The sequence below is a fragment of the Fischerella sp. PCC 9605 genome (assembly GCF_000517105.1).
GTDB lineage: Bacteria > Cyanobacteriota > Cyanobacteriia > Cyanobacteriales > Nostocaceae > PCC9605.
Map to the genome: position 1 here is coordinate 957,178 of NZ_KI912149.1, position 26,780 is coordinate 983,957.

Annotated in this window: 28 protein-coding genes; 16 read left to right on the top strand and 12 right to left on the bottom strand. The window is 43.1% G+C overall.

What is annotated here, in order from left to right; all coding sequences use genetic code 11:
- Positions 1-24 precede the first annotated feature (24 nt).
- From FIS9605_RS37455 to FIS9605_RS41090, 4 genes are all read left to right on the top strand, one after another.
- Positions 25-498: a DoxX family protein gene (locus FIS9605_RS37455; protein WP_035140056.1), complete on the top strand. Its 474-nt coding sequence runs from the start codon at positions 25-27 to the stop codon at positions 496-498.
- A gap of 467 nt (positions 499-965) precedes the next feature.
- On the top strand, positions 966-1,160 hold the full coding sequence (locus tag FIS9605_RS0119065; protein WP_026734031.1) for a hypothetical protein: 195 nt from the start codon (positions 966-968) through the stop codon (positions 1,158-1,160).
- Positions 1,154-1,330, top strand: coding sequence for a hypothetical protein (locus FIS9605_RS42805; protein WP_331280964.1), 177 nt, complete (start codon positions 1,154-1,156; stop codon positions 1,328-1,330). The genes FIS9605_RS0119065 and FIS9605_RS42805 overlap by 7 nt, the downstream gene beginning before the upstream one ends.
- 510 nt (positions 1,331-1,840) lie before the next feature.
- Positions 1,841-1,990: a PsaJ protein gene (locus FIS9605_RS41090; protein ID WP_072032405.1), complete on the top strand. Its 150-nt coding sequence runs from the start codon at positions 1,841-1,843 to the stop codon at positions 1,988-1,990.
- 98 nt (positions 1,991-2,088) lie between these two features.
- Here FIS9605_RS41090 and FIS9605_RS0119080 read toward each other — a convergent pair whose 3' ends face one another.
- Positions 2,089-3,219 carry a PAS domain S-box protein gene (locus FIS9605_RS0119080; protein WP_082209834.1) on the bottom strand — a complete coding sequence of 377 codons (1,131 nt, stop codon included), beginning with the start codon at positions 3,217-3,219 and terminating at the stop codon, positions 2,089-2,091.
- A gap of 570 nt (positions 3,220-3,789) precedes the next feature.
- Positions 3,790-3,978, bottom strand: coding sequence for a hypothetical protein (locus FIS9605_RS42810; RefSeq protein WP_155960458.1), 189 nt, complete (start codon positions 3,976-3,978; stop codon positions 3,790-3,792).
- Between the two features lie 160 nt (positions 3,979-4,138).
- Here FIS9605_RS42810 and FIS9605_RS37460 point away from each other — a divergent pair, with 160 nt between their 5' ends.
- Entirely contained in the window at positions 4,139-4,576 is a 438-nt protein-coding gene (locus FIS9605_RS37460; RefSeq protein WP_035139951.1) for a DUF4383 domain-containing protein, read from the top strand.
- 44 nt (positions 4,577-4,620) lie between these two features.
- On the opposite strand, the gene FIS9605_RS0119090 is transcribed toward FIS9605_RS37460, so the two are convergent.
- From FIS9605_RS0119090 to FIS9605_RS0119105, 4 genes are all read right to left on the bottom strand, one after another.
- Positions 4,621-5,478, bottom strand: coding sequence for an SGNH/GDSL hydrolase family protein (locus tag FIS9605_RS0119090; RefSeq protein WP_026734033.1), 858 nt, complete (start codon positions 5,476-5,478; stop codon positions 4,621-4,623).
- Between the two features lie 391 nt (positions 5,479-5,869).
- Positions 5,870-6,301: a response regulator gene (locus tag FIS9605_RS0119095; RefSeq protein WP_035139953.1), complete on the bottom strand. Its 432-nt coding sequence runs from the start codon at positions 6,299-6,301 to the stop codon at positions 5,870-5,872.
- 171 nt (positions 6,302-6,472) lie between these two features.
- Positions 6,473-12,088 (bottom strand): PAS domain S-box protein, encoded by a 5,616-nt coding sequence (locus FIS9605_RS39855; RefSeq protein WP_051470070.1) that lies wholly within the window; start codon positions 12,086-12,088, stop codon positions 6,473-6,475.
- Positions 12,089-12,090: 2 nt separating this feature from the next.
- Positions 12,091-12,372, bottom strand: coding sequence for a helix-turn-helix domain-containing protein (locus tag FIS9605_RS0119105; RefSeq protein ID WP_026734036.1), 282 nt, complete (start codon positions 12,370-12,372; stop codon positions 12,091-12,093).
- A gap of 548 nt (positions 12,373-12,920) precedes the next feature.
- Between FIS9605_RS0119105 and FIS9605_RS0119110 the strand changes: the two genes are divergently transcribed.
- A complete protein-coding gene (locus tag FIS9605_RS0119110; RefSeq protein ID WP_155960459.1) occupies positions 12,921-13,151 on the top strand; it encodes a hypothetical protein in 231 nt (76 codons plus the stop codon).
- A 16-nt stretch (positions 13,152-13,167) separates the two neighbouring features.
- Here the strand turns inward: FIS9605_RS0119110 and dapF are convergent, their stop codons facing one another.
- Positions 13,168-14,010 carry a diaminopimelate epimerase gene (gene dapF, locus FIS9605_RS0119115; protein ID WP_026734038.1) on the bottom strand — a complete coding sequence of 281 codons (843 nt, stop codon included), beginning with the start codon at positions 14,008-14,010 and terminating at the stop codon, positions 13,168-13,170.
- Between the two features lie 111 nt (positions 14,011-14,121).
- On the opposite strand from dapF, the gene FIS9605_RS0119120 reads away from it, so the two are divergent.
- On the top strand, positions 14,122-14,337 hold the full coding sequence (locus tag FIS9605_RS0119120) for an Hfq-related RNA-binding protein (protein WP_026734039.1): 216 nt from the start codon (positions 14,122-14,124) through the stop codon (positions 14,335-14,337).
- Between the two features lie 88 nt (positions 14,338-14,425).
- Here the strand turns inward: FIS9605_RS0119120 and FIS9605_RS0119125 are convergent, their stop codons facing one another.
- Genes FIS9605_RS0119125 through grpE form a run of 3 tightly spaced genes read right to left on the bottom strand, consistent with a single transcriptional unit; the run spans position 14,426 to position 17,785 of the window.
- Positions 14,426-16,759, bottom strand: a complete 2,334-nt coding sequence (locus FIS9605_RS0119125; protein WP_026734040.1) for a cation:proton antiporter — start codon at positions 16,757-16,759, stop codon at positions 14,426-14,428.
- 55 nt (positions 16,760-16,814) lie between these two features.
- Entirely contained in the window at positions 16,815-17,078 is a 264-nt protein-coding gene (locus FIS9605_RS0119130; RefSeq protein ID WP_155960460.1) for a hypothetical protein, read from the bottom strand.
- A gap of 50 nt (positions 17,079-17,128) precedes the next feature.
- A complete protein-coding gene (gene grpE / locus FIS9605_RS0119135) occupies positions 17,129-17,785 on the bottom strand; it encodes a nucleotide exchange factor GrpE (protein WP_026734042.1) in 657 nt (218 codons plus the stop codon).
- A gap of 378 nt (positions 17,786-18,163) precedes the next feature.
- Between grpE and FIS9605_RS0119140 the strand changes: the two genes are divergently transcribed.
- Positions 18,164-18,769: a YbhB/YbcL family Raf kinase inhibitor-like protein gene (locus FIS9605_RS0119140; protein WP_026734043.1), complete on the top strand. Its 606-nt coding sequence runs from the start codon at positions 18,164-18,166 to the stop codon at positions 18,767-18,769.
- Here the strand turns inward: FIS9605_RS0119140 and FIS9605_RS0119145 are convergent.
- Positions 18,766-18,984, bottom strand: coding sequence for a hypothetical protein (locus FIS9605_RS0119145; protein WP_026734044.1), 219 nt, complete (start codon positions 18,982-18,984; stop codon positions 18,766-18,768). The two genes, FIS9605_RS0119140 and FIS9605_RS0119145, sit on opposite strands and share 4 nt — an antisense overlap.
- Positions 18,985-19,098: 114 nt before the next feature.
- On the opposite strand from FIS9605_RS0119145, the gene FIS9605_RS42815 reads away from it, so the two are divergent.
- The 6 genes from FIS9605_RS42815 (at position 19,099) to FIS9605_RS0119175 (ending at position 24,871) form a co-directional block, all read left to right on the top strand.
- The gene (locus tag FIS9605_RS42815) at positions 19,099-19,419 is read left to right on the top strand and encodes a hypothetical protein (RefSeq protein WP_026734045.1); all 321 of its coding nucleotides are present in this window, start codon (positions 19,099-19,101) and stop codon (positions 19,417-19,419) included.
- An 18-nt stretch (positions 19,420-19,437) separates the two neighbouring features.
- The gene (gene trpS / locus FIS9605_RS0119155; RefSeq protein WP_026734046.1) at positions 19,438-20,451 is read left to right on the top strand and encodes a tryptophan--tRNA ligase; all 1,014 of its coding nucleotides are present in this window, start codon (positions 19,438-19,440) and stop codon (positions 20,449-20,451) included.
- A gap of 61 nt (positions 20,452-20,512) precedes the next feature.
- Positions 20,513-21,442, top strand: a complete 930-nt coding sequence (locus FIS9605_RS0119160; RefSeq protein WP_026734047.1) for a methylenetetrahydrofolate reductase — start codon at positions 20,513-20,515, stop codon at positions 21,440-21,442.
- A 229-nt stretch (positions 21,443-21,671) separates the two neighbouring features.
- Entirely contained in the window at positions 21,672-22,808 is a 1,137-nt protein-coding gene (locus FIS9605_RS0119165; RefSeq protein ID WP_026734048.1) for a DUF262 domain-containing protein, read from the top strand.
- Positions 22,805-23,914 carry an AAA family ATPase gene (locus tag FIS9605_RS0119170; RefSeq protein WP_026734049.1) on the top strand — a complete coding sequence of 370 codons (1,110 nt, stop codon included), beginning with the start codon at positions 22,805-22,807 and terminating at the stop codon, positions 23,912-23,914. The genes FIS9605_RS0119165 and FIS9605_RS0119170 overlap by 4 nt, the downstream gene beginning before the upstream one ends.
- 3 nt (positions 23,915-23,917) lie before the next feature.
- On the top strand, positions 23,918-24,871 hold the full coding sequence (locus tag FIS9605_RS0119175) for a hypothetical protein (protein ID WP_026734050.1): 954 nt from the start codon (positions 23,918-23,920) through the stop codon (positions 24,869-24,871).
- A 60-nt stretch (positions 24,872-24,931) separates the two neighbouring features.
- On the opposite strand, the gene FIS9605_RS37465 is transcribed toward FIS9605_RS0119175, so the two are convergent.
- Positions 24,932-25,648 carry an oxygenase MpaB family protein gene (locus FIS9605_RS37465; protein WP_231510395.1) on the bottom strand — a complete coding sequence of 239 codons (717 nt, stop codon included), beginning with the start codon at positions 25,646-25,648 and terminating at the stop codon, positions 24,932-24,934.
- A 265-nt stretch (positions 25,649-25,913) separates the two neighbouring features.
- On the opposite strand from FIS9605_RS37465, the gene FIS9605_RS0119185 reads away from it, so the two are divergent.
- Together FIS9605_RS0119185 and FIS9605_RS0119190 are read left to right on the top strand one after the other, a co-directional pair.
- Positions 25,914-26,168 (top strand): FitA-like ribbon-helix-helix domain-containing protein, encoded by a 255-nt coding sequence (locus FIS9605_RS0119185; RefSeq protein ID WP_026734051.1) that lies wholly within the window; start codon positions 25,914-25,916, stop codon positions 26,166-26,168.
- The gene (locus FIS9605_RS0119190) at positions 26,165-26,593 is read left to right on the top strand and encodes a type II toxin-antitoxin system VapC family toxin (RefSeq protein WP_026734052.1); all 429 of its coding nucleotides are present in this window, start codon (positions 26,165-26,167) and stop codon (positions 26,591-26,593) included. The genes FIS9605_RS0119185 and FIS9605_RS0119190 overlap by 4 nt, the downstream gene beginning before the upstream one ends.
- Positions 26,594-26,780 lie beyond the last annotated feature (187 nt).

Sequence of the window (26,780 nt, forward strand, 5' to 3'; positions counted from 1 at the left end):
GACAAGTGTTTTCTCTGTATTCCTATGTCTTTTGTGCCTAAGTTAGATTATCACCGCAAAGAAATTCTCCGTGGTGTTCTTGCCGTGTCTATCATCATTGTCGGCATTACCCATTTTCTTAGACCGGATCAATACGCCCGCATTGTACCGCCACCATTTCCACCGTTGGCATCTGTTTATATTAGTGGGTTATTTGAGATTCTGGGTGGCATTGGTTTAATGATTCCATTTGTCAGTGTGGCAGCAGCATGGGGGCTAATTGCCTTATTTATTGCTGTGTTTCCTGCCAACATTTACATGACTTTGCACAACATCAAGATTGAGGGAATTCCGCACAATCAATTGCTTTATTGGGTAAGACTGCCCTTCCAAGCGGTATTCATTGCCTGGGCATACTGGTATACTCGCAAACCAGAGACACAACTAGGAGCATCGGAAGTCGTTAAAAATGTAGAAAATTCATTCCCCAAAAGCGATACTCCTTACAGCCAATCCTGAGAAAATTATGGCGACAACCGGAGGGCGATCGCCTCCTAATTGCGATCACAGACAAATAATATAGTTTGTTTCTGGAAACGCAAGCAGTCCAGCTGTAGATATTAGTTAGAGACCAATGCAACTTAATTGAGGAGTAAAAGATAAAAAACACTGCAAAAGGGACTGGGGATTGGGGATTGGGTTTTCACGAGTAAAGAGTACCCAGTAAGGCGAGCGGTGTTCCGAGCGCCGCTAACATAAAGGTATAGCGGGGGACTCACGTGCATCGCCCAGTTGAATTTTATTTGTTGCTTACTGGTCTAGAAACTGAAGAATCACGGGCGTTGCTGAATTTAAGGTATGAATTTTGTAGAAGCAATTCATGAATTGCTTTTACAGTGAGAAATTGTAAATCTGATGTTAACAATTTCATACTTTCAATCAGCAACGCCGAATCACGGCTATCTAATTTGTATAAACATTAGTCTATGCATATATTCTTTAGGAATCTTTTTGCTTGCGTGCTGGTTGCTACCTTAGTCGGCTGTGCTGCTCAACAGAACGAGCAAGTGCAACAAACACGCACTGAGCAGTACAATTCAGGCGGGCAGCGCCAGTGTTCGCGTGTTGAGGTGCGCCAGGAGAATGGCAAAACCGAAGTCAAGCGCTCAACTGAGTGTTAATAGTAAGCCCGAATTTTTACCCACTGGCAAACTTGGTTCGTTGGAAAGATAAGCCCGTTGCTCTATCTATCGTCCAAGGTTGGTTGGTTGGCCTAACTCACTTCACGGTTGGCTACATCCTAACCTATGCAGCATTCCTCATTGCCGCAAATGCTGGAAAATTTGGCTAAATTCGGCTGAGATGTTTAATATCCTCTGACGATTGCATTGCCATCATCCTCTTATATCCTGACAAGATATAAGGGGATTTCTGTGTTTTATATAATTGTTTGCATCTTGCACACCTATGCAACAGCCCAGAGGCAGAGCCTTCAATAAGTTTGAAGAGAAAGATTTTTGAATAATAGCTAATTTTCTTAATTACTGTTAACTATTGACAAGAAAGTATTAAAATTTTTAACTTATTTTGACTAATACGCCTTTAGCTAAAAATAGATTTTGGATATTTAAATTTACTAAATTATTTAATATATATTTCTCTCTTGAGTGAGAAGTTTAGCAGATTAATATTAATTAATTTATTTGTTGTAAAGCTAACTGGAATTTATGATTTTGGAAATTGAAATTCCAAAACCAAACCGATGTATTTCATTTGGTAAAGAATATACCAAAAACGAAAATATTTTCGGTTATTCACCCTAGTTTTGCCTAACTTATTAACTTGTTTTGGAGAATGAACCATGCAAAAGTCAAGTAACCAACGAAGCTATTTCCTTCGGTATCTTTCTCTCGCACCAGTCCTTGCTGTTTTAGCGGTATCAATTGCCTTTTCTACCTGGGCTTTGTTTAACTTTGTTTTTCCTGACCTTCTCTTCCACCCGATGCCATAGAGGGTTGTATTAGTTCATCACTTAATGAACTCTGTAATATCCCCGACTTATGGTGAGAAGTCGGGGATCTATCTTTTTAATTTATTGATATAGAGTAATTAATCTATTTCTCTCAAAATTATATGTTTTTTAGCATCCAAACAAATTTTTCCTTGTTGTTTTAACTTGCACAACAATCGTGTAATGGTTACGCGGGTAGTGCAGCAGGCGCTAGCAAAATCTTCGTGAGTGAGGCGAATTGAAAGGCGAGTTCCCTGGGCAACTGTTTCGCCAATTTCCTGTTTCAGGAGCCGCAAAAAATAATATAAACGGTCTTGTACTCGTCGGAAACCAGTGATGGCTAAAAAAGATTCTGTTTGCCGCAGCCGTTGATTTATCTTTGGTAAAAGGGCATGGCTCAATAGCGGGGAAGTTGTTATTTCTGATAGATGAATTGATACTAATTCGACTTCTGATAATGCTGTGGCTTGATAAGCGTGTAAGGAAGTCATGTAAGAGCCAAAAACCATTCCTTGAGCTGCCAACCCTACTAGTACCTCTTCACTGGTTTCACAAAGCGTAGACAGTTTTACTAAACCCTGGCGAACATACCAAATCGTTTGTGGATTGAGAGGGATAATTTCTCCTTTAGAATATTTATGCACTTGGCGACTGTCGCCGAAGTAGCTGTCTTTTTGAATCTGTACTAATTCTGCTCGTCTGCTTTCAGTAATGCCTCGCAACAACCAGCGCAATGATTGAGGCTTACCTTGATTGTCGTAGGTAACTGCCACCGTTAATGCTGCATCAAAGAACTCGCCACCGCGCCTTTGCAAGCCGATCGCTAACTCTTGGCTTCTACCGTGTTGACTTAATTGGCTGAGGAAATTGCGAAAGCACTGACGTTCTTCTAAGGCAATGAAATTAATTATTGGTTTGCCCAGCAGAAAGTGCTTTTCAATGTTGAGTAACTTAGCAGCCTTACGGTTAGCTAGTTGGATTTTGCCTTGTGCATCAGTCACTAAATAGGCGTCTGGTGCTTCCTCAAATAATTCCTCGTAGCGTTGATACTCCGCTTCTAAAATTTCTTGTGTTTGTTCTAGTTGCTCATTCTGCTGGTACAGTTCCTCTATTGCATGGTGTACTGTTTGCGAGGCATGACCAAGTTCCATGAGAAACTGTGGTACTGCATTTGACTTCACAGGCATGGCGATCGCATTTTCATATAAATTAGCGATACGCTTGTCCATTGCCTGCGTTTTCTGAGCAAATTTGTCTATTTTTGTCTTATCAATATCCACGTTTAAATTTCTACTACTTGCTTGCAGAGATTGAACAAAAAACCTGGCTGCTTAGTCGTAAGAAAGACACAACGAGTTTCAGAGACAAATCTACTTTACCAATGTCTTTAATAGTTGTAAGGCTCCCTAAGTTGCCAAGTCACATAATTAACTTGTTAACAATGAAACTCATGGCTATCTAGATGCACAAAAAAGTATCTAGACAGCCTTCTAGATGGAAGGTTAGCATCTTGTAAGCAGACATTACTTCTATCTTCAGTGGGAGGATTTTTAGTACTCAGTGAAATCCGAATGTAATGGACGCTGACCAAACTTTTGCTCTTTACAATACTTGCGTTGCCACAACTCCTAAGCTATTGTGCATTTAATTTACACAAATTGGGCGGGCTGTCCAACCCATAAGAGTTTCATCTAAATATGGTGTGCAAATTATAGAATTTTCAGCTTAATACTGCCGCTCCAAGGTGAAAAGTTTACTTCATTTTACGTTGGATGAGTTTGTAAAGTAAGTATAAAAACTTAGTTGTGTGCGATCGCTAAAATCTCCCTCAACACGATCAAAATAAATATATCTATACCAAAGGGAGGCGAACAGGTCGAAACACTGTCACACTCAATATTTGTGGCGGCGTATTTGGCGTTATTTTCCCCGGCAAGTTTAGGTTTATTGGTAGCGATCGCCCTCAAAGTGAATATTGAAGCTAACAAAGCAATACCCTTCCCATGTGAGAAGAAGTGTTGCTTGAGAATTTTGTATTCATGAACACAACTCTATTTAACATTAGCCTATTACTTAATGAAGAGGAACTCTGATAAGCAACAGTGTTACCTGTGGAAAAAACCAAGTTAATAGAGGAGGAGCAGTAGTATGAGAATACGCTACTTTGCTCTAGTTGTGGGAATCTTCTTTTTGCTTGTTGGAATACTAGGATTTGTACCAGGTTTGCTTTCACTACCTAAAAGTGCGCCTGCAATCCAAGTAAATACTGGATATGGCTACTTATTCGGTATTTTTCCGATCAATTACCTGCATAATGTTGTACATCTAGTAGTTGGCGTTTTAGGTATCGCTGCCTTTTGGAGCTTTAAATTTGCGCGTTTGTATGCACAAGGTTTAGCAATTTTCTATGGATTGCTAGCAGTGATGGGTTTAATTCCAGCAACTAATACAACATTTGGCTTAATCCCAATCTTTGGTAATAATGTTTGGCTTCATGCATTAACAGCACTGATTGCAGCTTACTTTGGGTACTTTGTACAAGTATCTCCAGAAGAAGCTGCGAAAATCGATGCCAAGACAGTATAAAAGGATTAAGCAGATGATTGGGGAAGCTCCACAGGAGGAGAAAGTCAATATGCTGTCTTCAGCTCTTTTAGAGCTGCTTCCCCTAATATCCGATGAGCAGCAGTTGTCGGATGGATACCATCCCAGAACAAAAACTTGTCTGGATTGTCACAGATAGCAAGATTGTTTAGACAAGCACCGGTAACATTTGTGAAACCAAATTTTGCTGGATCTGTCATCGCTTCTCGGTATAGTAAATGAACATCAAGCTCAATAATCTGGGTACGATCATCTAACTTCTCTTTAAGAACATCGAGAAACTTAGTCAAGCCGAGATTATGTGCACTTGTCACAGAACTGAGAATACTGGAATAGGGGCTATTGCGTGTGGCTGGTATGTTCCCTAAATCCGGTAAATTAGCAACCAGGATTTTTTTGGCGCCAGCTTTTGAAAGAGATTGGATTGACTTAGATAAATTTCCGGTTGATAGTGAAGGATTGCTGGCGCCATGAAGATAATCATTCGCACCAGCCCATAAGATATAAAGCCCATTCGGATTAACTTCTCGATGAACCTTTGTAAAATTATCAATTTGCATTAACAAATCTGGTACGCCATTCATACTGTTGCTTCCTGTCGTTGCACCACCATAGGCAAAATTAGTATTTTGCTGGGGGGTTAATGCTAGCCCGGAAGCAAGATATTCGACCCAGATCGGCCCATTAGAAAAACGCCCCTGAAAGTAGGGAGGGCTAGAGGGTTGTATTCCTCCCGTGGCATTAAATACATTACCAACATCTGAGAGGCTGTCGCCAAAGACATAAATCTCATTGATTGTATGAGAATTTTGTAGTGAAGCTGTGAGTGCAACCATAATAAAAGATAAGAAAGCAAGTCCTACTGTAAAAATCTGCTTTTTCACTGTTCTAGTTACTTTTAATGAGAACCAGCCTATTTCTCAATCAAAAGCCCTCCTCCCCATGTGAGAAAGAGGGTTGATGCTGGTTGATAAAATTTAGAAGTTAGAAATCACTTTTTGACGAAGATTTGGTGCTTATTTAAACTTTCAAACTATTTTGGTTTGGCGTGTTAAAGACTATCTTATTGACACTTTTCTAATTTAACAATCCTTTTATGGAACTGAAGGAGGGTTATCCGTACTTTTAATGGCGATCCCACTACTTTTATTAGAAGGATAACACGCTTTTTTTGACGTTTAATGTTCTACAGATTGGGTCTAATTTCTAATTAGTGTGTTTGATAGATTGAAGGTAGAATTGCAGATAAAATTAGAAAAATTTGTGATACGAACACTAGTGAACGAGTTTAACTATTTCTGTGACTAAATCTGTAGGATCTACAGGCTTAGTTAAGTAAGCTTGAAAACCATATTTGAGAGCAAAGCCGCTCTCTTCTTGCGCGTCTATAGCCGTTACAGCAATAGCTGGAATTTTTCTCAGCGGCTCGTGAAAATTTCTGACTTTGCTAATTAAAGAATACCCGTCAACTTCTGGCATAGCGATATCAACAATCAAAAGATGCGGTTCCAGTTGTTTTATTAGCTCTAAAGCTTCTAGGGCTGATGCTGCTGTTATCACTTGAACACCATAACCTTCAAGAAGAAAGCTAGTTAAGACACAGTTATCAATATCGTCATCAACTACAAGTATTTGCAACCCATCCAAAGGCTGAAAATCCTTTCTATCACTATTAAGATGATGATTTTCAGGAGTATTTGATACCATAATATCGCCTCCTATTTGCTGATTCAATTAGGGGGAAGTCCTGCTAGGGGCTAGGTGGGAACTAGCTATCTAGTGGGCACTTGAATTTATTAGTTATTAAATCAAGTTTCTCTAGCCTTAGTCTTATTCCCTAGGAAATAAATACCCGTCCAGATAGATTGCATGATGAGATTAATTGCGTTTAATGAGGTTAGAAATTGCTCTGAGCAATTCCTCTGGTGATACAGGTTTAGCGATGTGCATCTGAAACCCTGCTCTAAGTGCCTGCTGCTGATTAATCTCACCTGCATAAGCAGTCAGGGCGATCGCCGGAATCTGTTGTTTCCCTTGTTCAGCTTCTATTGTTCGCACCTGTCGCATTAACATATAGCCGTCCATCTCGGGCATACCAATATCACTGAGCAACACATCTGGCTTTGCGAGTGTCAGTGCTTGTAATGCTTCCCATGCCGATGCTACTGCGGTTACGTTCGCTCCCAACTGCTCAAGTGCAAAAGCGAAAAAGTCACGGGTGTCTGCATCATCATCTACAATCAGAATTTGTACGCCCAATAGAGGTAGAGAAACAGGAGCGGCTGTAGAGGGAGCGGCGTTTATTTCTTCTGTACTTGTTAGACCTTCCTTGATCAGCGGTAGCTTAACTGCAAAAGTTGCTCCTTGCCCCTCGCCTGGACTTTCTGCCCAAACCGTTCCGCCATGCATCTCGACCAAATGACGAACGATCGCTAAGCCTAACCCCAACCCACCAAACTTTCTAGTAGTCGTACTGTCAGCCTGACGAAAATACTCAAATACATGGGGCAAAAAGTCAGCTTTTATACCCTTACCTGTATCGCTTACCGCGATCTGAGCTTGGGAGTCGATGCACTCCAATCGAACATTTACTTTTCCTCCTGGGGGTGTGAACTTAACGGCATTTGATAGGAGGTTCCAGACAACCTGCTGTAGGCGGGCTGCATCACCCAAAACCCCACCCACATCTGGATCGAGCATCGTCTGAATACGAATAGTTTTAGCCTCCGCAGCCAAACGCACCGTCTCCATAGCTGCCTCAATGGTGGTGACTAAATTGACAGGAGCCATGTTGAGGCTGAGTTTACCTTGCAAAATGCGAGAAACATCTAGCAAGTCTTCAATCAGTTGGGCTTGTAAGCGAGCATTGCGCTCGATCGTTTCAAGTGCTTTTTTCAGCAATGTCTCATCAATTTTACGACTCTGCAATAGTTTTGCCCAACCCAAAATCGGATTCAGTGGCGATCGCAACTCGTGAGACAGAACCGCCAAAAACTCATCTTTAATACGGTTGGCAGTTTCCGCTTCCTCTCGTGCGGTTCGTTCTCGTTCTAATAATTGCTCTCGTATTTGTTCTGCCTGTTTGCGATCGGTGATATCAAAAGCAACGCCGATCATGCGTGTAGGCCTACCCTCTGGGTTGTATTGGGCACGACCAATCGAGCGTATCCAACGCACCGTGCCATCTGCCCATTGACATCGCATCTCTACATCATAATCTTCCCGGTTGGCGATCGCTCGTTCGACTGCGGCATCAATCCGTTCTCGGTCTTCTGGATGCACTGTATTAATAAACACCTGATAATCGACATCGGCATCCGGTGCTACTCCAAATATTGTTTTGCTGCGTTCTGACCAAAAAATTTGTCCGGACGCAATATCATAGTCCCACGTTCCTAATTCAGCACCTTCTAGGGCAAAGCGCAGGCGCTCTTCGCTCTCCTGTAGGGCTTGTTCGGCTCGCTTGCGATCACTGATATCCATTAAGGTGACACCTACACCGAGCACCTGTCCGTCTGGTAAACAGACCGGAAAATAATTCACCAGGCAATACCAATAAACTCCAAGTGGATTGGTTTCACTGCTGACTTCACAATTCAGCACAGGCTCTTTGGTTTGCATGATTTGTTGCAGCATGGGGGCAAATTGTGGTGCCCACTCTGGCAATACATCCCACAGGGTATGTCCCAAATGCACACTTAATGGTAAGCCATTAATGGCTGCGAGTGCTTCATTAATATAGATATAGCGAAGGTCGCGATCCAAAAATGCCATACCGATTGGTGAACTGGCAAGAAAGGCATTGAGTATCGTTTCGCTCCGGCGCAAGGCTAACTCCGCTTGTTTTTGGTCTGTGATGTTTATGGAAGCGCATGTCACTCCCATAATTTCACCATCGGTATCTCGCAACGGCTCAACCGTCAAGTCGTAGTAGTAATCTTGCCCCTGCATAGTCAGCTTGACTTCTTGGCGTGCTCCAACTCCGGTTTCTAGGACACGACGTTTGATTTGGGTTAATGCCGCAGCATCATTACTGGGTAATAAATCCACATCTTGCTTGCCAATCACTTCAGTGGCGTGATACTCTAATGTCGGATTGTATACCCAAGTGTAGCGTAGTTCTCGATCCTGGTTGAATACAGTGACGGGCGAGTTTTTGAGGGCAACGCGCAACCGCTCTTCACTTTGACGCAGAGCTTCTTCCATCTGTCTGCGCTCAGTGATATCACTGAAAGAAATAGCAACCCCATCTGCCAATTTGACCGCCATGTTGCGGAACCAACCCGTGATGCCTTCCGAGTTGTAAAATAGTTCAATATCGTGAGGTTCTCCAGTTTCAACCACTCGGACGTAACGCTCAAATAATTCGCTGTTGGTTTTGTTGCCAGGAAGCACTTGCAACAAGCGTTGACCGACCAGAGCTTCGACGGGTTGCCGGAGAATCTCTGCGGCTTTGGGATTGACATAAGTCCACTCAAAATCAACAATTTGTCCAGTTTCATCCCGCACGCTTCGCAGAATTGTAAAGGCATCGAGGGAAATTTCCTGGGTAATGCGGAAACGTTCTTCACTGCGCCGTAATGATTCCTCGGCTTGCTTGCGATCGCTAATATCAAACAGCGTTCCCTCGATACTAACAAGATTACCCATTGCATCAAAGTTAACTTTGCCTCGATCCTCGATCCAAACCAGAGCGCCGTTGTCTGGTCGAATCATACGAAACTCGGATTTATAGCTGCTTTTAGCGTTGATTGCCTCTTGCACAGTGGCTTGATGATGCGCTAAATCATCGGGATAAACGAGGAGCCATCCTTGCGAACCTGTGCCCTGCAAGGCATCAGGAGATATTCCCATGACTTCACAGGCTGTTTCTGAGCGAACGATAATATCCGTTTTTGCGTCCCAAGCCCAAGCCACCATGCGACCAGCTTGCAGTGCCGATCGCAGCCGTTCTTCGCTTTGGCGTAGCGCTGATTCCATCCGTTTGCGTTCTGTGAGGTTCACGGCAAAAAACACACCGCTTTCTGGATCGTCTAGGAACGATGCACCGCCCATCAGAATCGGGATACGATGCCCTTGCTTGTGGATGTATTCTTTCTCGTAGGGCGTGCTAAAACCTCTAGCGGCAATTTCAGCCACAGAGCGATCGTCGGCGGGCAAGTGTTCGGGGGGCGTTAATTCGCGCCAGTCGATCAGTCCGGTTTCCAATTCTTGTCGGGTATAACCAATCAGATCGAGGAGAGCATCATTTGCTTCCACAATACCTGAACCTGACCAGATGCCCATAGGCACCATTTTGCACTCGAAAATACGACGAAATCGGGCTTCGCTTTGGCGTAGGGCAGCCTCTGCGTACTTAATTTCGGTAATATCCGGACTACTACCGACATAGCCAAGGAACTCGCCGGAGGCGCTGAACCGAGGCAGAGCATAGGATTCCAGCCACCGATATTGACCATCTGCCCGCATGGCGCGAAACTGTGCCCGGAAGGGCTGACGATTTGCCATTGCAGCCAAAAAAGCAGATACGTAGTCCTCCTCATCATCCGGATGCAGATACGGACACCAACCGAACCCCGTCACCTCCTCCAGGGTCTTGCCAAAAAACTCTAGGTATGCGTTGTTAACGAACTCGCAGCCACCATCAGCACCGTTGACCCAGATCATTACAGGGGCGCTGTCAGCAAGTACCCGAAACCGTTCCTCACTCTCGCGCAGTGCTTCTTCAGTTCGTTTGTAATCGGTGATATCTTGGGCAACGCCAACAACTTGGTAAATTTGCCCCGCTTGATCTCGAATGGCAAAGCCGCGATCGTGAATCCAACGGATTGAACCATCGGGACGGACAATTCGGTATTCGTTGTCTACAAAGTCTTTGTGCTGACAGGTTGAAGCGACGGCTTGGACTCGCTCTCGATCTTCAGGATGAATTGTTTCGAGCCAAGTTGCGTAGTCGCGGTAGAGTTCGTCACGGGAACGCCCCCAAATCTGCTCATATGCAGGACTGACATAAAGAATCTGAGGTACGCGAAAATCAGTAACCCAGAAGACATCTTCAATCGTTTCTGCCATCAAACGAAAACGAGCTTCACTCTCACGCAATGCCGCTTCTGTTCGCTTGCGCTCCATAAACTGACCGATCTGAGTGCCGATCGCCAACATCATCTGGAGCAAATCTTCATCCGGCTCTTGGATGCGATCGCTAAAACACTCTATCACTCCTAAAATCTCGTCACCTAACAGAATTGGAAATCCAAATACGGCGTGTAAACCTCCTCTAGCGGCGGCTGCTGCTCTGGGAAAGTTAGTGTCTTTAGTGAGGTCTGAAATCCAAATTGGTTGACGACTCGACCAGACGCGACCTGGGAGATCGATACCAGAAGCAAAGGTAGTTTGTTGGTTTGTCTCAATGAATTCCCGTGCATCAATACCAGAGGACTGCCAGCTATTCACATAGTGCAGTCGGTTGGTATGGCGATCGATGCTCCAGATCGTGCCCAGTTGCCATTCTAGGCTTTCACACAGGGATTGCAGGATGGCTGGAACTGCGTCTGCAAGGGTGACTGCTTCAGCCAGCACCTGAGTCACAGCATATTGAGCAGTAAGACGGCGTTCTGCCTGTTTGCGCTCTGTAATATCAGCGGTGAAGAGAGAAACGCCTGTTTGAGAAGGATAAACCCGGTTCTCATACCAGCGATTCCAGCCTGGATAGAAAAACTCAAACTGGACAGGCGTTTGTTCGGCTACCGCCCGATGTAGCTCAGTATAAAACAGCGTGCCGACAGCGTCCGGGAAAAACTCCCAAATCGTTTTGCCTAAAAAGTCTTCTTTGCTTCTCCCAGAGGATTCAACTGCCTTAGCATTAACATAGGTGTAGCGCCAGTCGCGATCGAGCACTACAAACACATCACTGATGCTAGACAAAATGGTTTCCAAGTTCGCTTTCGCAGTCTGTGCTTCCAGTCGTAGTGCTTGTTCCTGCGGAGTTGTTTCTGTCACTACCGTAAATACACCACCTACTTCCCCCGTTTCCAAAAAAATAGGGCTGTGGGAGTAGGTGAAGTACGCCTCTTCTGCATAGCCGTGGCGATCCACAAGTAGCAACACGCGATCTGACCCGGTGCCTTGTCCTGTTGCCAATACCTGTTCCAGTTGCGCCCCGATGGTGTCCCAAAGTTCTGGCCAGCCCTCTCGCCCTGGTTTTCCCAATGCATGGGGATGTTTCGAGCCAAGGATGGAGCGCCACGCATCGTTGTAGAGTAAAGTAAATTCCATACCCCACCAGACGATCGTTGGAAAGCGGGTGTTAAGGCAGATGTTGACCGCAGTTCGCAAGCTTTGTGCCCATTGTGAGATTGAACCGAGGGTTGTTTGCGACCAATTGTGCGATCGCGGAGCGTCTCCAAAGGAGTCTCGCATCAGTGCTCCCATCTGTCCACCACCCGCAAAGATGTCATGTGTGTTGCTGGAAATTGCTGCTTTCTCCTCAGTCATCTCTAGCTAGGCTCCGCCTCTGGAAAGTATTTATCTAGAAGCTTTTGGCTGCGTTCTTGCACTTCAGCCATCGGCGAATGATTCATCTCATTTAATACAGCTTTAATTTGCTTGAGTGCAAGTGGAGAAGGTTGCATGTGACCGTTCTCCCATCGATTGATTGTGCTATAAGCGACTCCTAGCCTGGCTGCGAACTGCTCTTGGCTTAACGCCATCAATTGCCGGAGTTCACGAACCAAGTTGCTAACCTGCGGTTGCTCAAGCACGGCTGTCTTTCTAGGCATGATGATTTGGAAGACTATGCAGGATTGAGCAAGATATAGCGAACGCTATATTTAGTTTTCAGCTAGTTGATGCAACCTTGTATCTATCTTGAGAGTTAATTGTTTAAGTCTAACTGCGGGCAATGCAAGGATAGCCGTCATCCGGAATTCAACTATATGCTGCGCGGGAAGTATCTCATGTCACTTACCTTAAGTCGCCATACAAAGATTTTTCGTTACGAGCGATCGCTTTTACCTATCAAAACCTAAATAAAATTTCGCGTGTTATTTATCACAGTATTTGTGCTGTGTTTTATAAATGCTGCAATCTCTTCTCTATATAAAAAAGCAATAATTTATACCTATTAATTTTATGAATGCCTTAAAACGATTATTTTTTAGGCTAATACATTGTTTAATTATGTCTTAATTATTACTTTTAAAATTAACTGTAATATAGTGTTTTTAGAAACCAAATGTAATATTTTTTTCTTTTGCTCAGAAAAATCATGGATATTATGCGGTCAATAACCGCCATAAGGATACTTTTAGAATCTCGCAAATCAACCGTGAAATCACGTAAAAAAGTGAGGCGTGGGGTATGGGCAATGCCCAATTTCCAATCCCCAATGCCCAAAAGCCCCACCCATAAGAGGATGGAGTTTTTCATGCACCCAAATAACATCCTAGGGGCACAAGACCTTGTAGCCCTAGCAATACCTGTATTAAATGCAATTGATGACCACTGTAGTTATCCGGAAGAACGCGGAAGTGGAAGAATTGAGATAGGAATGTGGTGAACGTTAGTGGTGATTCCTACACCCCATATTTTCCTTGGAAAACTCGCTCGGCAGGCCCGGTCATGTAAATTCTTTGGTTGATTTCCGACCATTCAATTTGCAAACAACCACCAGGCAGTTCTACCGTAGCAGTGCGATCGCATCTTCCCGTTAATACCCCAGCAACCAAAGAAGCACAAGCACCAGTACCGCAGGCTAGAGTAATACCAGCGCCACGTTCCCAAACTCTCATCTTCAGATAATCTCGGCGCACCACTTGAATAAATTCAGTATTTGTCCGCTGGGGAAAAACCGGGTGATGTTCAAACACAGGGCCAATGCTTTCTAAAGGAATTGCTGCGACATCTTCCACAAAGGTGATGCAGTGGGGATTACCCATACTTACACAGGTGACATCCCAAGATTTTCCTGCCACCTCTAGCGGTTGATTAATCACTTTCTCATTCGCTGGACATAGGGTGGTGGGAATCTCACTAGCAAGTAGCCTGGGGCTACCCATATCCACCTTCACTTGACCATTTGCCATGAGTTCGGGTGTGATGACACCAGCCAGGGTATGAATGCGATATTCATGCTTGCGCGAGTCGCCCTCTAACTCAGCCAAAAAAGCGGCTAAACAGCGAATGCCATTACCGCACATTTCTGGTTCCGAACCATCAGAATTAAAAATCCGCATTGTGTAGTCAGTACCATTTTCTCCAGGTAGGGCAAAAATGACACCATCAGCACCGATGCCAAAGTGGCGATCGCACAACTGCACCGCTTGTTCTGGAGTAATTACAGGACTTGATGATGAGCGATTATCAATCAAAATGAAATCATTACCCAAACCGTGATACTTAGTAAATTCGATTGCCATTACTAAAATCCATGAACTATATTTGTGTTTTGTCATTGGTCATTTGTCCTTTGTCATTTGTTAATGATCAATGACCAATGACTAATGACCAATGACTATTGACTATTGACTATGATTGCTGAATTTGACGCTTCCTTACCCAGTACTCGCCAATTACAAAACCTGATTAAACAAGCAACACCCATCGAGATCAAATTGCTGACTGGCGATATATTGACTGGAAAAGTTATGTGGCAAGACCAATACAGCATGTGTCTTGTGGATGAAAGCAGTCAGCAGACTACTATTTGGAAGCAAGCGATCGCTTATATAAAGTCAAAAAATTAGTCATTAGTTTGTTGTTTGTTGTTTGTTGGTAGTTGGTTGTTCCAAACAACCACCTACCACCAACTACCAACAAAATGTTGACTTTTGACTAATCCCGCAAATTATCCAAAGGTAAATAATCGCGCAACCCTTCTGCTTCAGCAGCTTTCACCACAGGGATAGATAGCGAAGTGGATGGGGCAAGTAACTGTTCTAGTTGATTAAGACTCGACAAGCTACCGCACAATAGCAATTGATCCTGGGCTTGTAATTCCATCTTGCCATTTGGGAAGCGAATAAATTTACCATCTCGCCGCATTGCTTGTACTTGCACTCCAAATTGCTGGCGGATATCCAAATCTGCAAGGTTTTTACCAAGCACCGGACAATCAGCGCTGAGTGTTACCCACTGACAAGCGCTGTTATCTCCAGGAACAGCCGCCCTACCGAGTGCAAATTCATCCAAAGCAGCTAGTTCTTCATCTGAACCTACTACCAGCAGGCGATCGCCTTTTTCCAACTTGGTAGCAGCATCGGGATAATCTATTTCTTCACCACTGGTGCGGCGAATAGCCATCAAACTCACCCCTGTTAAGTAGCGCATATCGGCTTCTTCCAAACTCATGCCAATTAGGGGTGAACCATCTGGTAGAGGATACCAGCGACTGTTCAAATCTTGAGTAGCTTGGCGTAGATGACGAGAAACTTGGGATGCTGACTGTTCTGGTCGCAGATCCAAATAATGACGGTTGCGGATTTGCTGCATTTCCCGTTGCACCAGAATACTTGACAATCCTACAGCATTTAATATATATGTTGCCATTTCCAAACTCGCCTCAAACTCTGGTTGCACGACTTCCCTCGCACCCAGTTGATAGAGAACTTCAATATTTTTATCGCTGGTGGCGCGAACCACAACATCTAAATCGGGAGATAATTCTAAAGCACGTTTGAGGGAAAGACGAATACTCATCGGATCGGGAAGTGCGATCGCCATGCCTTTGGCTTGACCGATCATCGCAGTTTCTAAAACGTGAAAACTCACACAATTTCCATAAACATAAGGTACTCCCGCCTCACGCAACTGCTGAATTCTACTTTCAGATTGGTCAATCACCACAACAGGCAGATTGTGTTGTTGTAATAACTTCACCAAATTATTGCCCACTCGCCCATAACCACAGACTACTATATGGTCTTTCATGGGTAGTTCATCGGCTACTTCCAATGGCTTCCCCTCACTGCTGAAATAGGGCTTTAGCCAAGGCATCGATTCTAGCCAGTCAAAGATAATCGGTACTAAGCGCAGCACAAAGGGGGTAAGTATCAATGTAACTGCGGTTGTTCCTAAAATCAATAAATATATATGTCGGGAAACCAGCCCCAGCTTTTGTCCTTCACTGGCTAGAACAAAGGAAAATTCTCCGATTTGAGCCAGTCCCAAACCAGCAATTAACGCCGTTTTGAGAGGATAGCGGAACAGTTTCACTAACGGTGTGATAATCAAAGATTTACTAATAAATACCAGCGCTACCAATCCGAGAATTAATTCCAGGTTCTTCCACAAAAACACTGGGTCGATTAACATCCCGATCGAAGCAAAAAACAAACTGGCAAAAATATCTCGCAGTGGCTCTACATAAGTCAGGGTTTGGTCGGCATACTCCACCTCCGAAATCATCAAACCCGCGACAAATGCCCCCATTTCAATTGACAACCCCAAATACTCTGTCAGGAGGGCAATGCCCAAACACAGCGCCACTACTCCTAATGAAAATAATTCTCGGCTTTCGGTGCGGGCTAGCATTCGCAACAAAGGCGGTATCAGCCACTTGCCGGCTATGACTGCGCCCGCAGCAAATAAGCCAATCCGTACTAGGGCTGTTAGCACTGCTATACCAATTGCTTCCCCTGGTTGGTGCAAAGCTGGCAAGACTGCGAGCATCAACCCTAGGGCTAAATCCTGCACCACCAAAATGCCTAGCATCACCTGTCCGTGCGGTGTTTCTGTTTCGTTGCGCTCCATCAAACACTTAAGCACAACTGCTGTGGAAGATAAAGACAGAATCGCCCCCAAAAATACGCCCTTAGCTGGTAGGGTTCCCCAAGCTCCGGTTAAACCACATACCAAAACGGTGACTGCTATTGTCAGGGTGATTTGCAGTCCACCGCCACCAAGAGCGATTCCCCGAACTTTTTTAAGTTCTGCAAAGGAAAATTCCACACCCAAGGCAAATAATAGAAACGCAACACCGAACTGTGCCAAAGTTTCTACCTGAATTAATTCTTTGATCAGTCCCAACCCAGTTGGGCCAACCACCATCCCGCCAAGCAAATACCCAAGCAAAACAGGTTGTCGTAAAAGCGCCGCCAACAGTCCCCCACAGGCAGCGACAGCGAGAACTGAAACTAAATCGACTATTAGTCTAAAATCTTCTTGCACAAGTTTTTAAAAGAACTATTAAGACCTATTTACAATCAGCATACAAAAGTTTTATTTAGCTGTGGGAAGTTAATCTGTTATGGGGTTGGTTGTTGGTGGTGAGCCAGCGCGCTCCAAAGGGGGTCTCCCCACGCTTAGTGGGAACCCCGCAGCCCCCCATGTAGACGCCCGTTAGGGTGGCTTCTCGTAGAGTACCCAAAAGGTCTTGGGGTTTCCACAAGTGAAGGAACTGCTGTGTTAAATCTTGGGTCGGTTGGACAACCGATTCCTGGCTGCGGAGGCGAGTACGTTGGTCAGCCTGTGAGGTAGCAAGTCTCATTTGTAAAGCTGGAAAGCCCACACCAAATCAGAGATGATGGTGGGAGGATGTCACAAAGGACTTACCTTGGCTCGATAAAGCAATTTGTCGCCTTGGCGATAACCTGTGTAACGCACCTTGACAATTTCTCCTGGCTGTGCATTACCATCCATCAATTGATGCAACTGAGGATCGTAGGGTAATTCTGCTCCTACAAGTGCGATCGCTTCTACTCCCCATTGTTGTAAAAGTCTTTCTAGGGGTTTCTGCACTAATGGAACTATTTTGAGGGCGGGTAGTTGCGGGTTTTCTCGCGCTTTTTGTGCTGCTGTGGGAAATTGTAATAACAAAGATTCCAGCAATTGCAAGCTCGACTGCTGAAACTCTTGTTGCAAACTCAACTGCTGCTGTTGTAGTTGTAATTGCAGGCGATCGTACTCTTTTCTTAAATCTGTCATCCGCTGTGACAATTCTGAAGTAGGTGCACCCCGATCTCTCACCAAATCTTGTGCAGAAAAAGTTGCCACTAATTCATGTAATGACACCTGTAGCGCTGGCGATAGTTTTAGCAGCACATCCACCCGCATTTGATCTACTCCAAACCGTCGCAATCGCAAAATTTGCCGTTCGGAAACGCCAGTAGCACGACTCAGTGCTTTAAAACTGGAGATACCCACTCGCTGCATTAAATCCTGCAACCTTTGAGTATAAATACTGCTATTGGACATTATTGTTCAGCTAGATTTTCAAAATATTTTGATCAATTTTCCGGAATGTGCTGCGGTGATTGAGTAGATAGTTATAGAGCGGTAAAAGAATGCCGCTGCTAAATCCAATCACTATACCGAATCCCCTAACTATAACTAACTATCTCAAAAATCTCTGAATGCATAGCCCCTTTCCAAAACTTGGAGAGGGGCTATGTTAATACCAAGGAAAGTAGAGGGATGCTTTGAGATGTGTCACCACGAACTCACCCATCAACCTACAGATGGATGAAAGCAAATAACTGGATCTGTAATTATTGAAAATTGCGTTAGCATAGCTCCTCCGTTAGGAGGCTCGCATTTTCTCAACCAGCCACAAAATACTTTCGCGCACAAGCCATGAGCAGAAGGCGGATTTTTCTTCAGCATAGTGTCAGTCTATTTGCTTTCGTGGCATTATCCGTAGTTAGTTGTGGTTCTAGTGATAATAGCAATACTTTAGTTACTCCGACTAAGAGCGATCGCTCACAAAGGGAGGTGCAAAAGATGAATCTAGAAAGCATTGCCTTTGAAGCTAATGGCTTGGTTCCTGCCAAATACACCTGTGATGGCGCGGATATCTCCCCTCCCCTGAACTGGAATGAACCTCCATCAGGAACTGAAAGCTTTGCCTTGATTGTAGATGATCCTGATGCACCAAGACGAACATTTGTCCATTGGGTTCTCTACGATCTGCCAGCTACGGTTCGGCAATTACCAGAGAAAATCGCTGCTGTAAAAAACTTACCTGATGGCGGTGTCCAAGGAAAAAATGATTTTGGCAATTTTGGTTATGGTGGCCCCTGTCCTCCTAGTGGAACCCATAGATATTTTTTCAAACTTTATGCTTTAGATAAAAAGTTGGGTTTGCAACCCGGTGCTACCAAAAATCAGCTAGAAGCAGCAATGGATGGACATATTTTGGCAGAAGCAGAATTAATTGGACGCTACCAACGCCAGCGTTAAGAGTTTTTTGGTTCAGAAGTATCTCTTGATTGGTTTCGTTTATCTAATGCTTCCTGGAGTGCTTGACGGCAGAATTCAGGATAATCATCAATTGATTTAATTTTTTCAGCCATTGTTTTAGTCACTCTAATAGCGATTCTTTCCGTTAACGGTTCATCTCTATCCGTTTTAAAACCGTGTTTTTTGATGTCTGGATTGCCATGCGGATTGGGCATTTATTAATAATCTACAAATAATTAGGCAACACATTGTATATTCAAAAATGGTGGATAGCCTTCCGCCAAGAATACCTACCCACCAAGTCCATTCATTAGAAACAGACATTTACTATGTTAGACCGCAGTGAATTAGAGGCAAAGACTCTGCCAGAGTTGATTGAACTATGCCAAATTTATGGACTCAGATTGGAAGGTAATATTGGCGATCGCAACTATTGCATCAAAACGCCTCTAGTACATACGCCAATTGATTCAGGAAACGCTGACTCTGTGACAATAGCGCGATCGCGCCATCTCTCCACTCTCAATATGGTTCGGTTAACTAACGGTAGCCGTAGGCATTTCTATGGGCTTATCCCAACCGTATTACCTCCATCAAGGAGGGATATTTTTATGATTGAGTCATTTTTGAGTATCTTTAAAAAAAGTTAAAAGTATTTATCCTACCTTATGTCTGACAGGCAACGAGTTCTTTCTGGAGTTCAACCAACAGGTAATCTACATTTAGGTAACTATCTTGGCGCAATTCGCAACTGGGTAGAAGGGCAAAGCCAGTACGATAATTTTCTCTTTATAGCTGATTTACACGCCATTACTTTGCCTCACGACCCAGTGACGCTGGCAGCTAATACCTACACCCTAGCTGCTTTATATCTCGCCTGTGGTCTTGATTTAAACTATTCGACTATTTTTGTACAATCTCACGTTTCTGCCCACGCCGAACTGACTTGGTTACTCAACTGCATCACACCCCTCAACTGGCTAACAGACATGATTCAGTTTAAGGAAAAAGCTGTTAAGCAGGGAGAAAACGTTGGTGTCGGCTTGTTGGACTACCCAGTATTAATGGCATCTGATATTTTGCTGTATCAAGCTGATAAAGTTCCTGTAGGTGAAGACCAAAAGCAACACTTGGAACTGACGCGGGATATTGTCAACAGGTTTAATCATCAATTTGCCAAACCAAACCAGCCAGTATTGAAATTGCCCGATCCTTTGATTCGCAAGGAGGGAGCAAGGGTAATGAGTTTGACAGATGGGACTAAAAAAATGTCTAAGTCCGATCCATCTGAACTGAGTCGGATCAATTTGCTCGATCCACCAGATGAAATTACCAAAAAAATTAAGAAATGCAAAACCGATCCTACTCGTGGTTTGGAGTTTGATAATCCAGAACGTCCGGAGAGTAATAATTTGTTAACTCTGTACATGCTACTTTCTGGCAAAACCAAGGAAGAAGTCGCAGCTGAGTGTCAGGATATGGGTTGGGGGCAATTTAAGCCTTTACTGACAGAAACGACGATTAACGCCCTCAAACCTATCCAAGATAAATATCAGGCAATCATGGCAGACAAAGGCTATTTAGAATCTGTGTTGCGGGAAGGAAGGCAGAAAGCAGAAGCGATCGCCAACCAAACTCTCGCACAAGTTAAAGCCGCGATGGGCTACTCTATGCCGCTATGAGCTTTTCTGAGTGGGGTGACATGTGTTATAGCTGTACCCAAAGACAGAAATCGTCATGGTTATGCTGGATACTAGAAATCCAACTTCTTTAACTTCTTTTCGGACAGCAGCAAAAGCTGGTGAATTTCTGATTACCGCCGAGGTAGCACCACCCAAAGGCGGTAATCCCGACCACATGCTCAAAATGGCGGCGACCCTTAAGGGGAGGGTTCATGCTGTCAATATTACAGATGGTAGTCGGGCAGTGTTGCGGATGTGTCCGGTGGTAGCGTCGGCAATTTTACTGCAAAACGGAATTGAACCGATTTGTCAGATTGCTTGTCGCGATCGCAACCGCATTGGTTTACAAGCCGACTTGATGGGCGCTCATGCGATCGGTATCCGCAATATCTTAGCTTTGACCGGCGACCCCGTGAAAGCAGGCGACCATCCTGACTGCAAAGGTGTATTTGATTTAGAGTCTGTGCGCCTACTGCAAGTCATAGAGAAGCTGAATCAAGGTGTTGACTGCAATGAGCAACCTTTGACTGATGGGGCATTAGATTTATTTCCCGGTGCAGCAGTAGATCCCCAATGTTCGAGTTGGTCAGGTTTGCAAAAACGATTTGAACGCAAATTAGAAGCAGGAGCGCAATTTTTTCAAAGTCAATTAATTACTGATTTTGAAATGCTAGAAAAGTTTATGGATAAAATTGCCGCAGGCTGTGATAAGCCAATTTTGGCGGGAATTTTCTTGTTGAAATCGGCGAAAAATGCCCAATTTATTAATAGGTGCGTTCCGGGTGTAAATATACCCCAACACATTATTGATAGATTAGCGCAAGCAAAAAATCCCCTTGAAGAAGGGATGAAAATTGCCGCCGAACAAGTGCAGCTCGCGCGGCAATTGTGTCAAGGTGTCCATATGATGGCAGTCAAGCGCGAAGATTTGATTCCGCAAATTTTGGATATGGCTGGAGTTGCACCAGCTAGTCAGGTGGTATCAGTCTAAACGAACTGAGCGATCGCATTTTCACTCAAGCAGCTGGTTGCTTCCAGCTGCTTTACTGTTTATGGTTGTTGTGTTCGTGCGATCAGTATATGTTGATCCTAACTGCGGCAGTTAGAAAATAGTACGATCAAAAGTAAGTTATTTATGCAATCCACAATTTGCAGAGGTGTCACCATCAGGAATTTCAAAGTAGGACAAGAATATTCGTGAATGCCAAGGAGTAAGTATTGTGACCGATCTGGACAACTTAAATTTGGAATTTTTTGAAAAAGATGTGGACATAGAAGATGAAGATATTGAAGCAGAATTAGAGACAATTTCTACGCCATTTGATCCCAGCAAAATCAGGGTTGATACTCGACCCATGACTATTGATTTAGTGTTGAAAAGGATTAAATTTGATGAGATTGACTTAGCTCCTGAGTTTCAGCGCCATGCTGATATTTGGACACCAACTGCTAAAAGCAGACTTATTGAATCAATCTTGATTCGTATTCCACTACCTGCATTTTATATGGATGCTACTAATGAAGATAAATGGTTAGTTATAGATGGGTTACAAAGGCTAAGTGCTTTGAAGAAGTTTGCTATTGACAAAGAACTTAGGCTATGCCAACTAGAGTTTCTCAATCATCTTGAAGGTAAAACATATGATGAATTACCACGAAACTATCAACGTCGTATAGATGAAACTGTACTGACAATTTATTTGATTGAAAAAGGAACACCACCCGAAGTTAAATATAATATTTTCAGGCGGATTAACACAGGAGGAGAGCCTCTTTCACCTCAAGAGTTACGCCATGCTTTAAATCCAGGTAAAGCTACACTATTTTTAAATAAACTTGCTCATTCTCAAGAATTTATAAAAGTTACCAATATTAGTAAAAAGCGACAGCAACGTATGGATGATCATGAGTTCATACTAGGTTTTATTGCCTTTTACCTGATGCCATATCAAGATTATCCTCTTAAAGAGGGTAGAGATTACTTTTTAAATGAAGCAATGATAAAAATTAATGAAATGACACATGAGCAATTAGATGAAATTGAAGTAAAATTTAAGGTTGCTATGGAAATAGCTCATTCTATATTTGGAAAATACGCTTTTAGAAAAATTTTAAAAAATTCAAAAAAAATGCAGCCACTCAATAAATCTTTATTTGAGGCTTGGTCTGTTGTATTTAGTAATCTCAAAGACCAAGAAGCAGAAATACTGAAACAGCGAAAAAATAAAGTAATCAGTTTATTTATGGATTGCATTGAAAATGATGAGGAATTTGTAAATTCCATATCACAGGCTGCCACTAAAATTAATTATAGATTTTCTACTATAGAAAAAATTGTTAAAGAAGCACTATCATGATTAATTTACTACGATTGAAAAATTTCAAAGCTTTTGAAGAACAGTCACTTGAGTTAAAGAATCTAACCTTACTTTCTGGACTGAATAGCACAGGTAAATCTTCTGTCCTACAAGCATTACTCCTGCTGCGTCAATCTTACCAACAGGATTTATTGCCAAATATAGGTTTAGCCCTCAATGGTGAATTCGTTTCTATAGGGACGGCCCAAGATGCATTGTTTGAGGGAGCAAAAGATGATTCAATTGGTTTTGAACTAATTTGGAAAGATGGAAAACAAGGAATTTGGCTTTTCAACTATAACCGAGAGGCAGATGTGTTAGCTCTTGTGTCACAACCAACTTTCCCTGATATATATCAATTAAATCTTTTTAACGATCACTTTCACTATCTACAAGCAGAACGTATTGGCCCTCGAACATACTTCGAGATATCCGATTTTCAAGTGCGACAGCATCAACAACTGGGAACTAAAGGAGAATATACTGCACACTTCCTCTCTATTTATAGAGACAGATATATTCCCAATGTTAATCTCAGCCATCCCAAGGCAACTTCCATAAATCTAAGAGATCAAGTAGAGGCATGGGTGGGAGAAGTTAGCCCAGGAACACGCCTTGAAATCAAATCTAATCCAGATATGGATTTGGTAAGCTTTCAATATTCATATGGACTCAGCAACCCCTATCGTGCAACCAATGTTGGCTTCGGAATTACCTACACTTTGCCAATTATTGTTGCCGTACTCGCATCAAATCCTGGTACACTCATCCTAATTGAAAATCCAGAAGCTCATCTTCACCCCAAAGGACAAGCCAAAATGGGTGAGTTATTAGCTTTGGCAGCTAGTTGTGGTGTTCAGGTTGTGATAGAAACTCATAGTGACCATGTTTTAAACGGAATTCGTCTTGCTGTTCATGGTGGTCAGCTTGATCCAAAAGATGTTCAGTTGCACTACTTTCAGCGTCAAGAAAAACAAGGACAAGCTTTCACAAACGTAGTGTCACCTCGTATTGATAGAAATGGCAGAATTGACAAATGGCCTGATGGCTTCTTTGATGAGTGGGATAAAAGTTTGGAGGCTTTGTTAGAACCAGCAGGAGAATAAGATATGGATTTGGAGATGGTACTCAACGAACTGTCTCTGCGGACTCCTGCTGCTGATATTTCCACTGCACAAAGATTGATGTCAGAGTTGATTAAAACTTTGCGTCAAGCAACAACTAGTGGTGTGAAGCGCGTACTTCGCACGCAGAGTGATATAAATACAATTGAACTTGCTCCTGGCTATCCTCTTGCTCGCTGGCGCAATGATCCTGAAGTAGACCGAGAAGAACGGAGTTTCTTTAGAACTTTAACGGCCAAAGCTCCTTTCTGGACTGATATTGCAGAAGTAATTAAAAATGACTTTGATTTGTCTGAATTTATGCATCAAGGACAGCAAGCTATAGGATTGGGTTTTGCTCTTGTAAGTGATACACTACCAGTCAGCTTGCTCTCAGAAGATTGCTGGGATTATAACCGATTACAAATTGAATTCAGGCGTATTGATGAAAATAGTGAGATAGTCGAAGAAATTGTAGAAATTATTCACGCTAGCCGCCGCAATCACGTACAAGAACATACTAATTGGATTCAAGAACGTATTTGTAAATGTGTTAGTGATGGTGTAGAACTCTGGAGTAGAAGAGAAGAATTCTTTCCCAATCTCGAATTTTGTGATGTCGTTGGTAAGCAGTTGCAGAATATCCTTACTGGACAATTAGAATTACAGCCTGTAATCAATACATTGTTTGCGCTTCAAAACTGCTGTAAAAGCTGGCAAACTGGCTCGTTTAGTGTAGAAGGATATTCTATTGATGAGTCTGGAGAGAGTGAAGCAACACTTAATAAATACGGTAAAGAAAGAACTTTTCGTTGTCCTGATGGTCAAGACCGTTTATTTGAGCGACACGTGAAATTGAGATTTTGCAACTGGCGAATTCATTTCTTTCCAGTCAAGCCAGGAAAACTAATGATAGGCTATGTTGGCCGTCATCTCTCTACAGTGAAGTATCGAACATAATCTGGAGTATATAAAATTTTATAAAAATCAAGATCGCCCTTCTTCCCCATCTCTACACTTTTACCTATTTTCCGGTGGCCCCAACTCGTCAATTTCATAACCATTGGGATAACTGCGAATGGGGGAGTCGATAAAAAAGTGAGGTTGCTGGCGGGGTGGAAAAAAACGCAATGATAACCCACGCAGCTTTAAGATATTTGCAACAGCAGTTCGCAGCAATTGAGGAGGATGTTCAAAACCAAAGGCATCCAGCATTGTGTCATCTAGTAAAGCATGAACAACAGGTTTGAGGGGCGATCGCATCCACCAAGGAAACCAACTCAAAAATAACCCCCGGGTTGCTTCACCAACTCGACGATTCGTATCCGAATAACGAAAGTGTTCGCGTTCGTAATCAAGGTTATAGCGTTCCAATTCTTCGTAGGTTGCGGGAATATTTTGAATATGCATGCGCTTGCCTACTTCCCGCCAAAAGTAAAAAGATGCTAATTTTTCTTGTTCGCACATCAACCGCCAGCCAAACTGAGCATTCCAGCGGATAGGATCGTAAATAAAAGTCGAAAGTACGTAAAGAAAATCTTCATTGGCAATTTTGAAACGTCTGTGGATGGCATTCATCCGCTCAATTGCCAGACGACCTAGTTCGCTATCGTAACCCCACTTGCTCATCTCCACAACAATGATAGAGGTATCGTCGTAACGCTTTTGCGGATGATCGCGAAATTCCCCAGTTTTATCCAGTAATTTCGAGATGCTGGGAACACAATAAGTTTTCATCAGTGCTATTTCCAGCGATCGCACCATATCTCAGGGAAATTCGTACCCAACTGTAAGATGATAAATCTGGCAATGGTCTTGCAGAGGGTCGAGTTGCTGAATGCGATGGAGATTATTGTAACGATGCAGATGCACTTTTGATTTCTCCTGTTGTCAGCAAGAATTTATAGATCGCAATTCTCTCACATACTTACAAAGCGCGATCGCCACAGCAAGGTATAATCTCAAAAAGCTATTTAATGTAATTAAGTATAAAAAGTCAACTATGGCTCAAGTCTTAGTTGAAGAACTAGACCCCATTATCCTGGAAAAGCTAGAAATTCTCGCCCAACAGCACGGTCGCTCTTTGCAAGCCCAAATCAGACACATCTTGGAGATAGCAGCACAAAGCACGGCAACTTCAAGTCAGCAAGTCAACATGGCAAAAGCGAGAGAGGCTGCTTTCCAAATGCGGCTGCAATTAGTTGGTGGTAGCCATACCGATAGTGCTGAACTCCTACGAGAGGACAGAAAACGGTGAATCGCTACGTTGTTGATGCCAGTGTCGCTGTCAAATGGTTTGTACCGGAGATTAACAGCGAAAAAGCGGCTCGTCTTTTGGACGGGAGTTATGAATTAATAGCCCCAGACTTACTGCTACCTGAGTTTGGCAATATCCTGTGGAAAAAGGTTCAGCTAGGGGAAATTACTACAGAAACGAGCCGCAAAATTATACATGACTTTCAGTCAGTGATGTTGCAAACTTACCCTTCAAAACTGTTGTTAGAAGCTGCTGTTGATATGGCTAACAGCCTAGCACAGACTGTGGATGATTGTTTTTATCTAGCTCTTGCTTTTACGGAACAATGCCAGCTTGTCACAGCCGACCGCAAATTTTACAACGCACTGACAACAAGCTCTTTTGCTAATCATCTTCTGTGGGTAGAAGATGTAAATATTACTTAGGAAATAGCTAATACCATTTTGGATTTTAGATTTTGCGAAAAGTTTGAGCGGAGGTTTCCTCCGATCAAAGCTTTTCAAGACAGATTTTGAATTGGGAATTACTGTCTCTGTCCGGGTTCTGTCAATCCATTTGTTGCAATCATTTTTGAAATTGGTATAATAATATATTTTTTAGTTTCGGGAAACA

Bases quoted from the DNA above. Each gene is read 5' to 3' on its own strand.
- FIS9605_RS37455 (WP_035140056.1), top strand. From the start codon at position 25: ATGTCTTTTGTGCCTAAGTTAGATTATCACCGCAAAGAAATTCTCCGT.
- FIS9605_RS0119065 (WP_026734031.1), top strand. From the start codon at position 966: ATGCATATATTCTTTAGGAATCTTTTTGCTTGCGTGCTGGTTGCTACC.
- FIS9605_RS41090 (WP_072032405.1), top strand. From the start codon at position 1,841: ATGCAAAAGTCAAGTAACCAACGAAGCTATTTCCTTCGGTATCTTTCT.
- FIS9605_RS0119080 (WP_082209834.1), bottom strand. From the start codon at position 3,219: ATGGACAAGCGTATCGCTAATTTATATGAAAATGCGATCGCCATGCCT.
- FIS9605_RS37460 (WP_035139951.1), top strand. From the start codon at position 4,139: ATGAGAATACGCTACTTTGCTCTAGTTGTGGGAATCTTCTTTTTGCTT.
- FIS9605_RS0119095 (WP_035139953.1), bottom strand. From the start codon at position 6,301: ATGGTATCAAATACTCCTGAAAATCATCATCTTAATAGTGATAGAAAG.
- FIS9605_RS39855 (WP_051470070.1), bottom strand. From the start codon at position 12,088: ATGACTGAGGAGAAAGCAGCAATTTCCAGCAACACACATGACATCTTT.
- FIS9605_RS0119105 (WP_026734036.1), bottom strand. From the start codon at position 12,372: ATGCCTAGAAAGACAGCCGTGCTTGAGCAACCGCAGGTTAGCAACTTG.
- dapF (WP_026734038.1), bottom strand. From the start codon at position 14,010: ATGGCAATCGAATTTACTAAGTATCACGGTTTGGGTAATGATTTCATT.
- FIS9605_RS0119120 (WP_026734039.1), top strand. From the start codon at position 14,122: ATGATTGCTGAATTTGACGCTTCCTTACCCAGTACTCGCCAATTACAA.
- FIS9605_RS0119130 (WP_155960460.1), bottom strand. From the start codon at position 17,078: ATGAGACTTGCTACCTCACAGGCTGACCAACGTACTCGCCTCCGCAGC.
- grpE (WP_026734042.1), bottom strand. From the start codon at position 17,785: ATGTCCAATAGCAGTATTTATACTCAAAGGTTGCAGGATTTAATGCAG.
- FIS9605_RS0119140 (WP_026734043.1), top strand. From the start codon at position 18,164: ATGAGCAGAAGGCGGATTTTTCTTCAGCATAGTGTCAGTCTATTTGCT.
- FIS9605_RS0119145 (WP_026734044.1), bottom strand. From the start codon at position 18,984: ATGCCCAATCCGCATGGCAATCCAGACATCAAAAAACACGGTTTTAAA.
- FIS9605_RS42815 (WP_026734045.1), top strand. From the start codon at position 19,099: ATGTTAGACCGCAGTGAATTAGAGGCAAAGACTCTGCCAGAGTTGATT.
- trpS (WP_026734046.1), top strand. From the start codon at position 19,438: ATGTCTGACAGGCAACGAGTTCTTTCTGGAGTTCAACCAACAGGTAAT.
- FIS9605_RS0119160 (WP_026734047.1), top strand. From the start codon at position 20,513: ATGCTGGATACTAGAAATCCAACTTCTTTAACTTCTTTTCGGACAGCA.
- FIS9605_RS0119170 (WP_026734049.1), top strand. From the start codon at position 22,805: ATGATTAATTTACTACGATTGAAAAATTTCAAAGCTTTTGAAGAACAG.
- FIS9605_RS0119175 (WP_026734050.1), top strand. From the start codon at position 23,918: ATGGATTTGGAGATGGTACTCAACGAACTGTCTCTGCGGACTCCTGCT.
- FIS9605_RS37465 (WP_231510395.1), bottom strand. From the start codon at position 25,648: ATGAAAACTTATTGTGTTCCCAGCATCTCGAAATTACTGGATAAAACT.
- FIS9605_RS0119185 (WP_026734051.1), top strand. From the start codon at position 25,914: ATGGCTCAAGTCTTAGTTGAAGAACTAGACCCCATTATCCTGGAAAAG.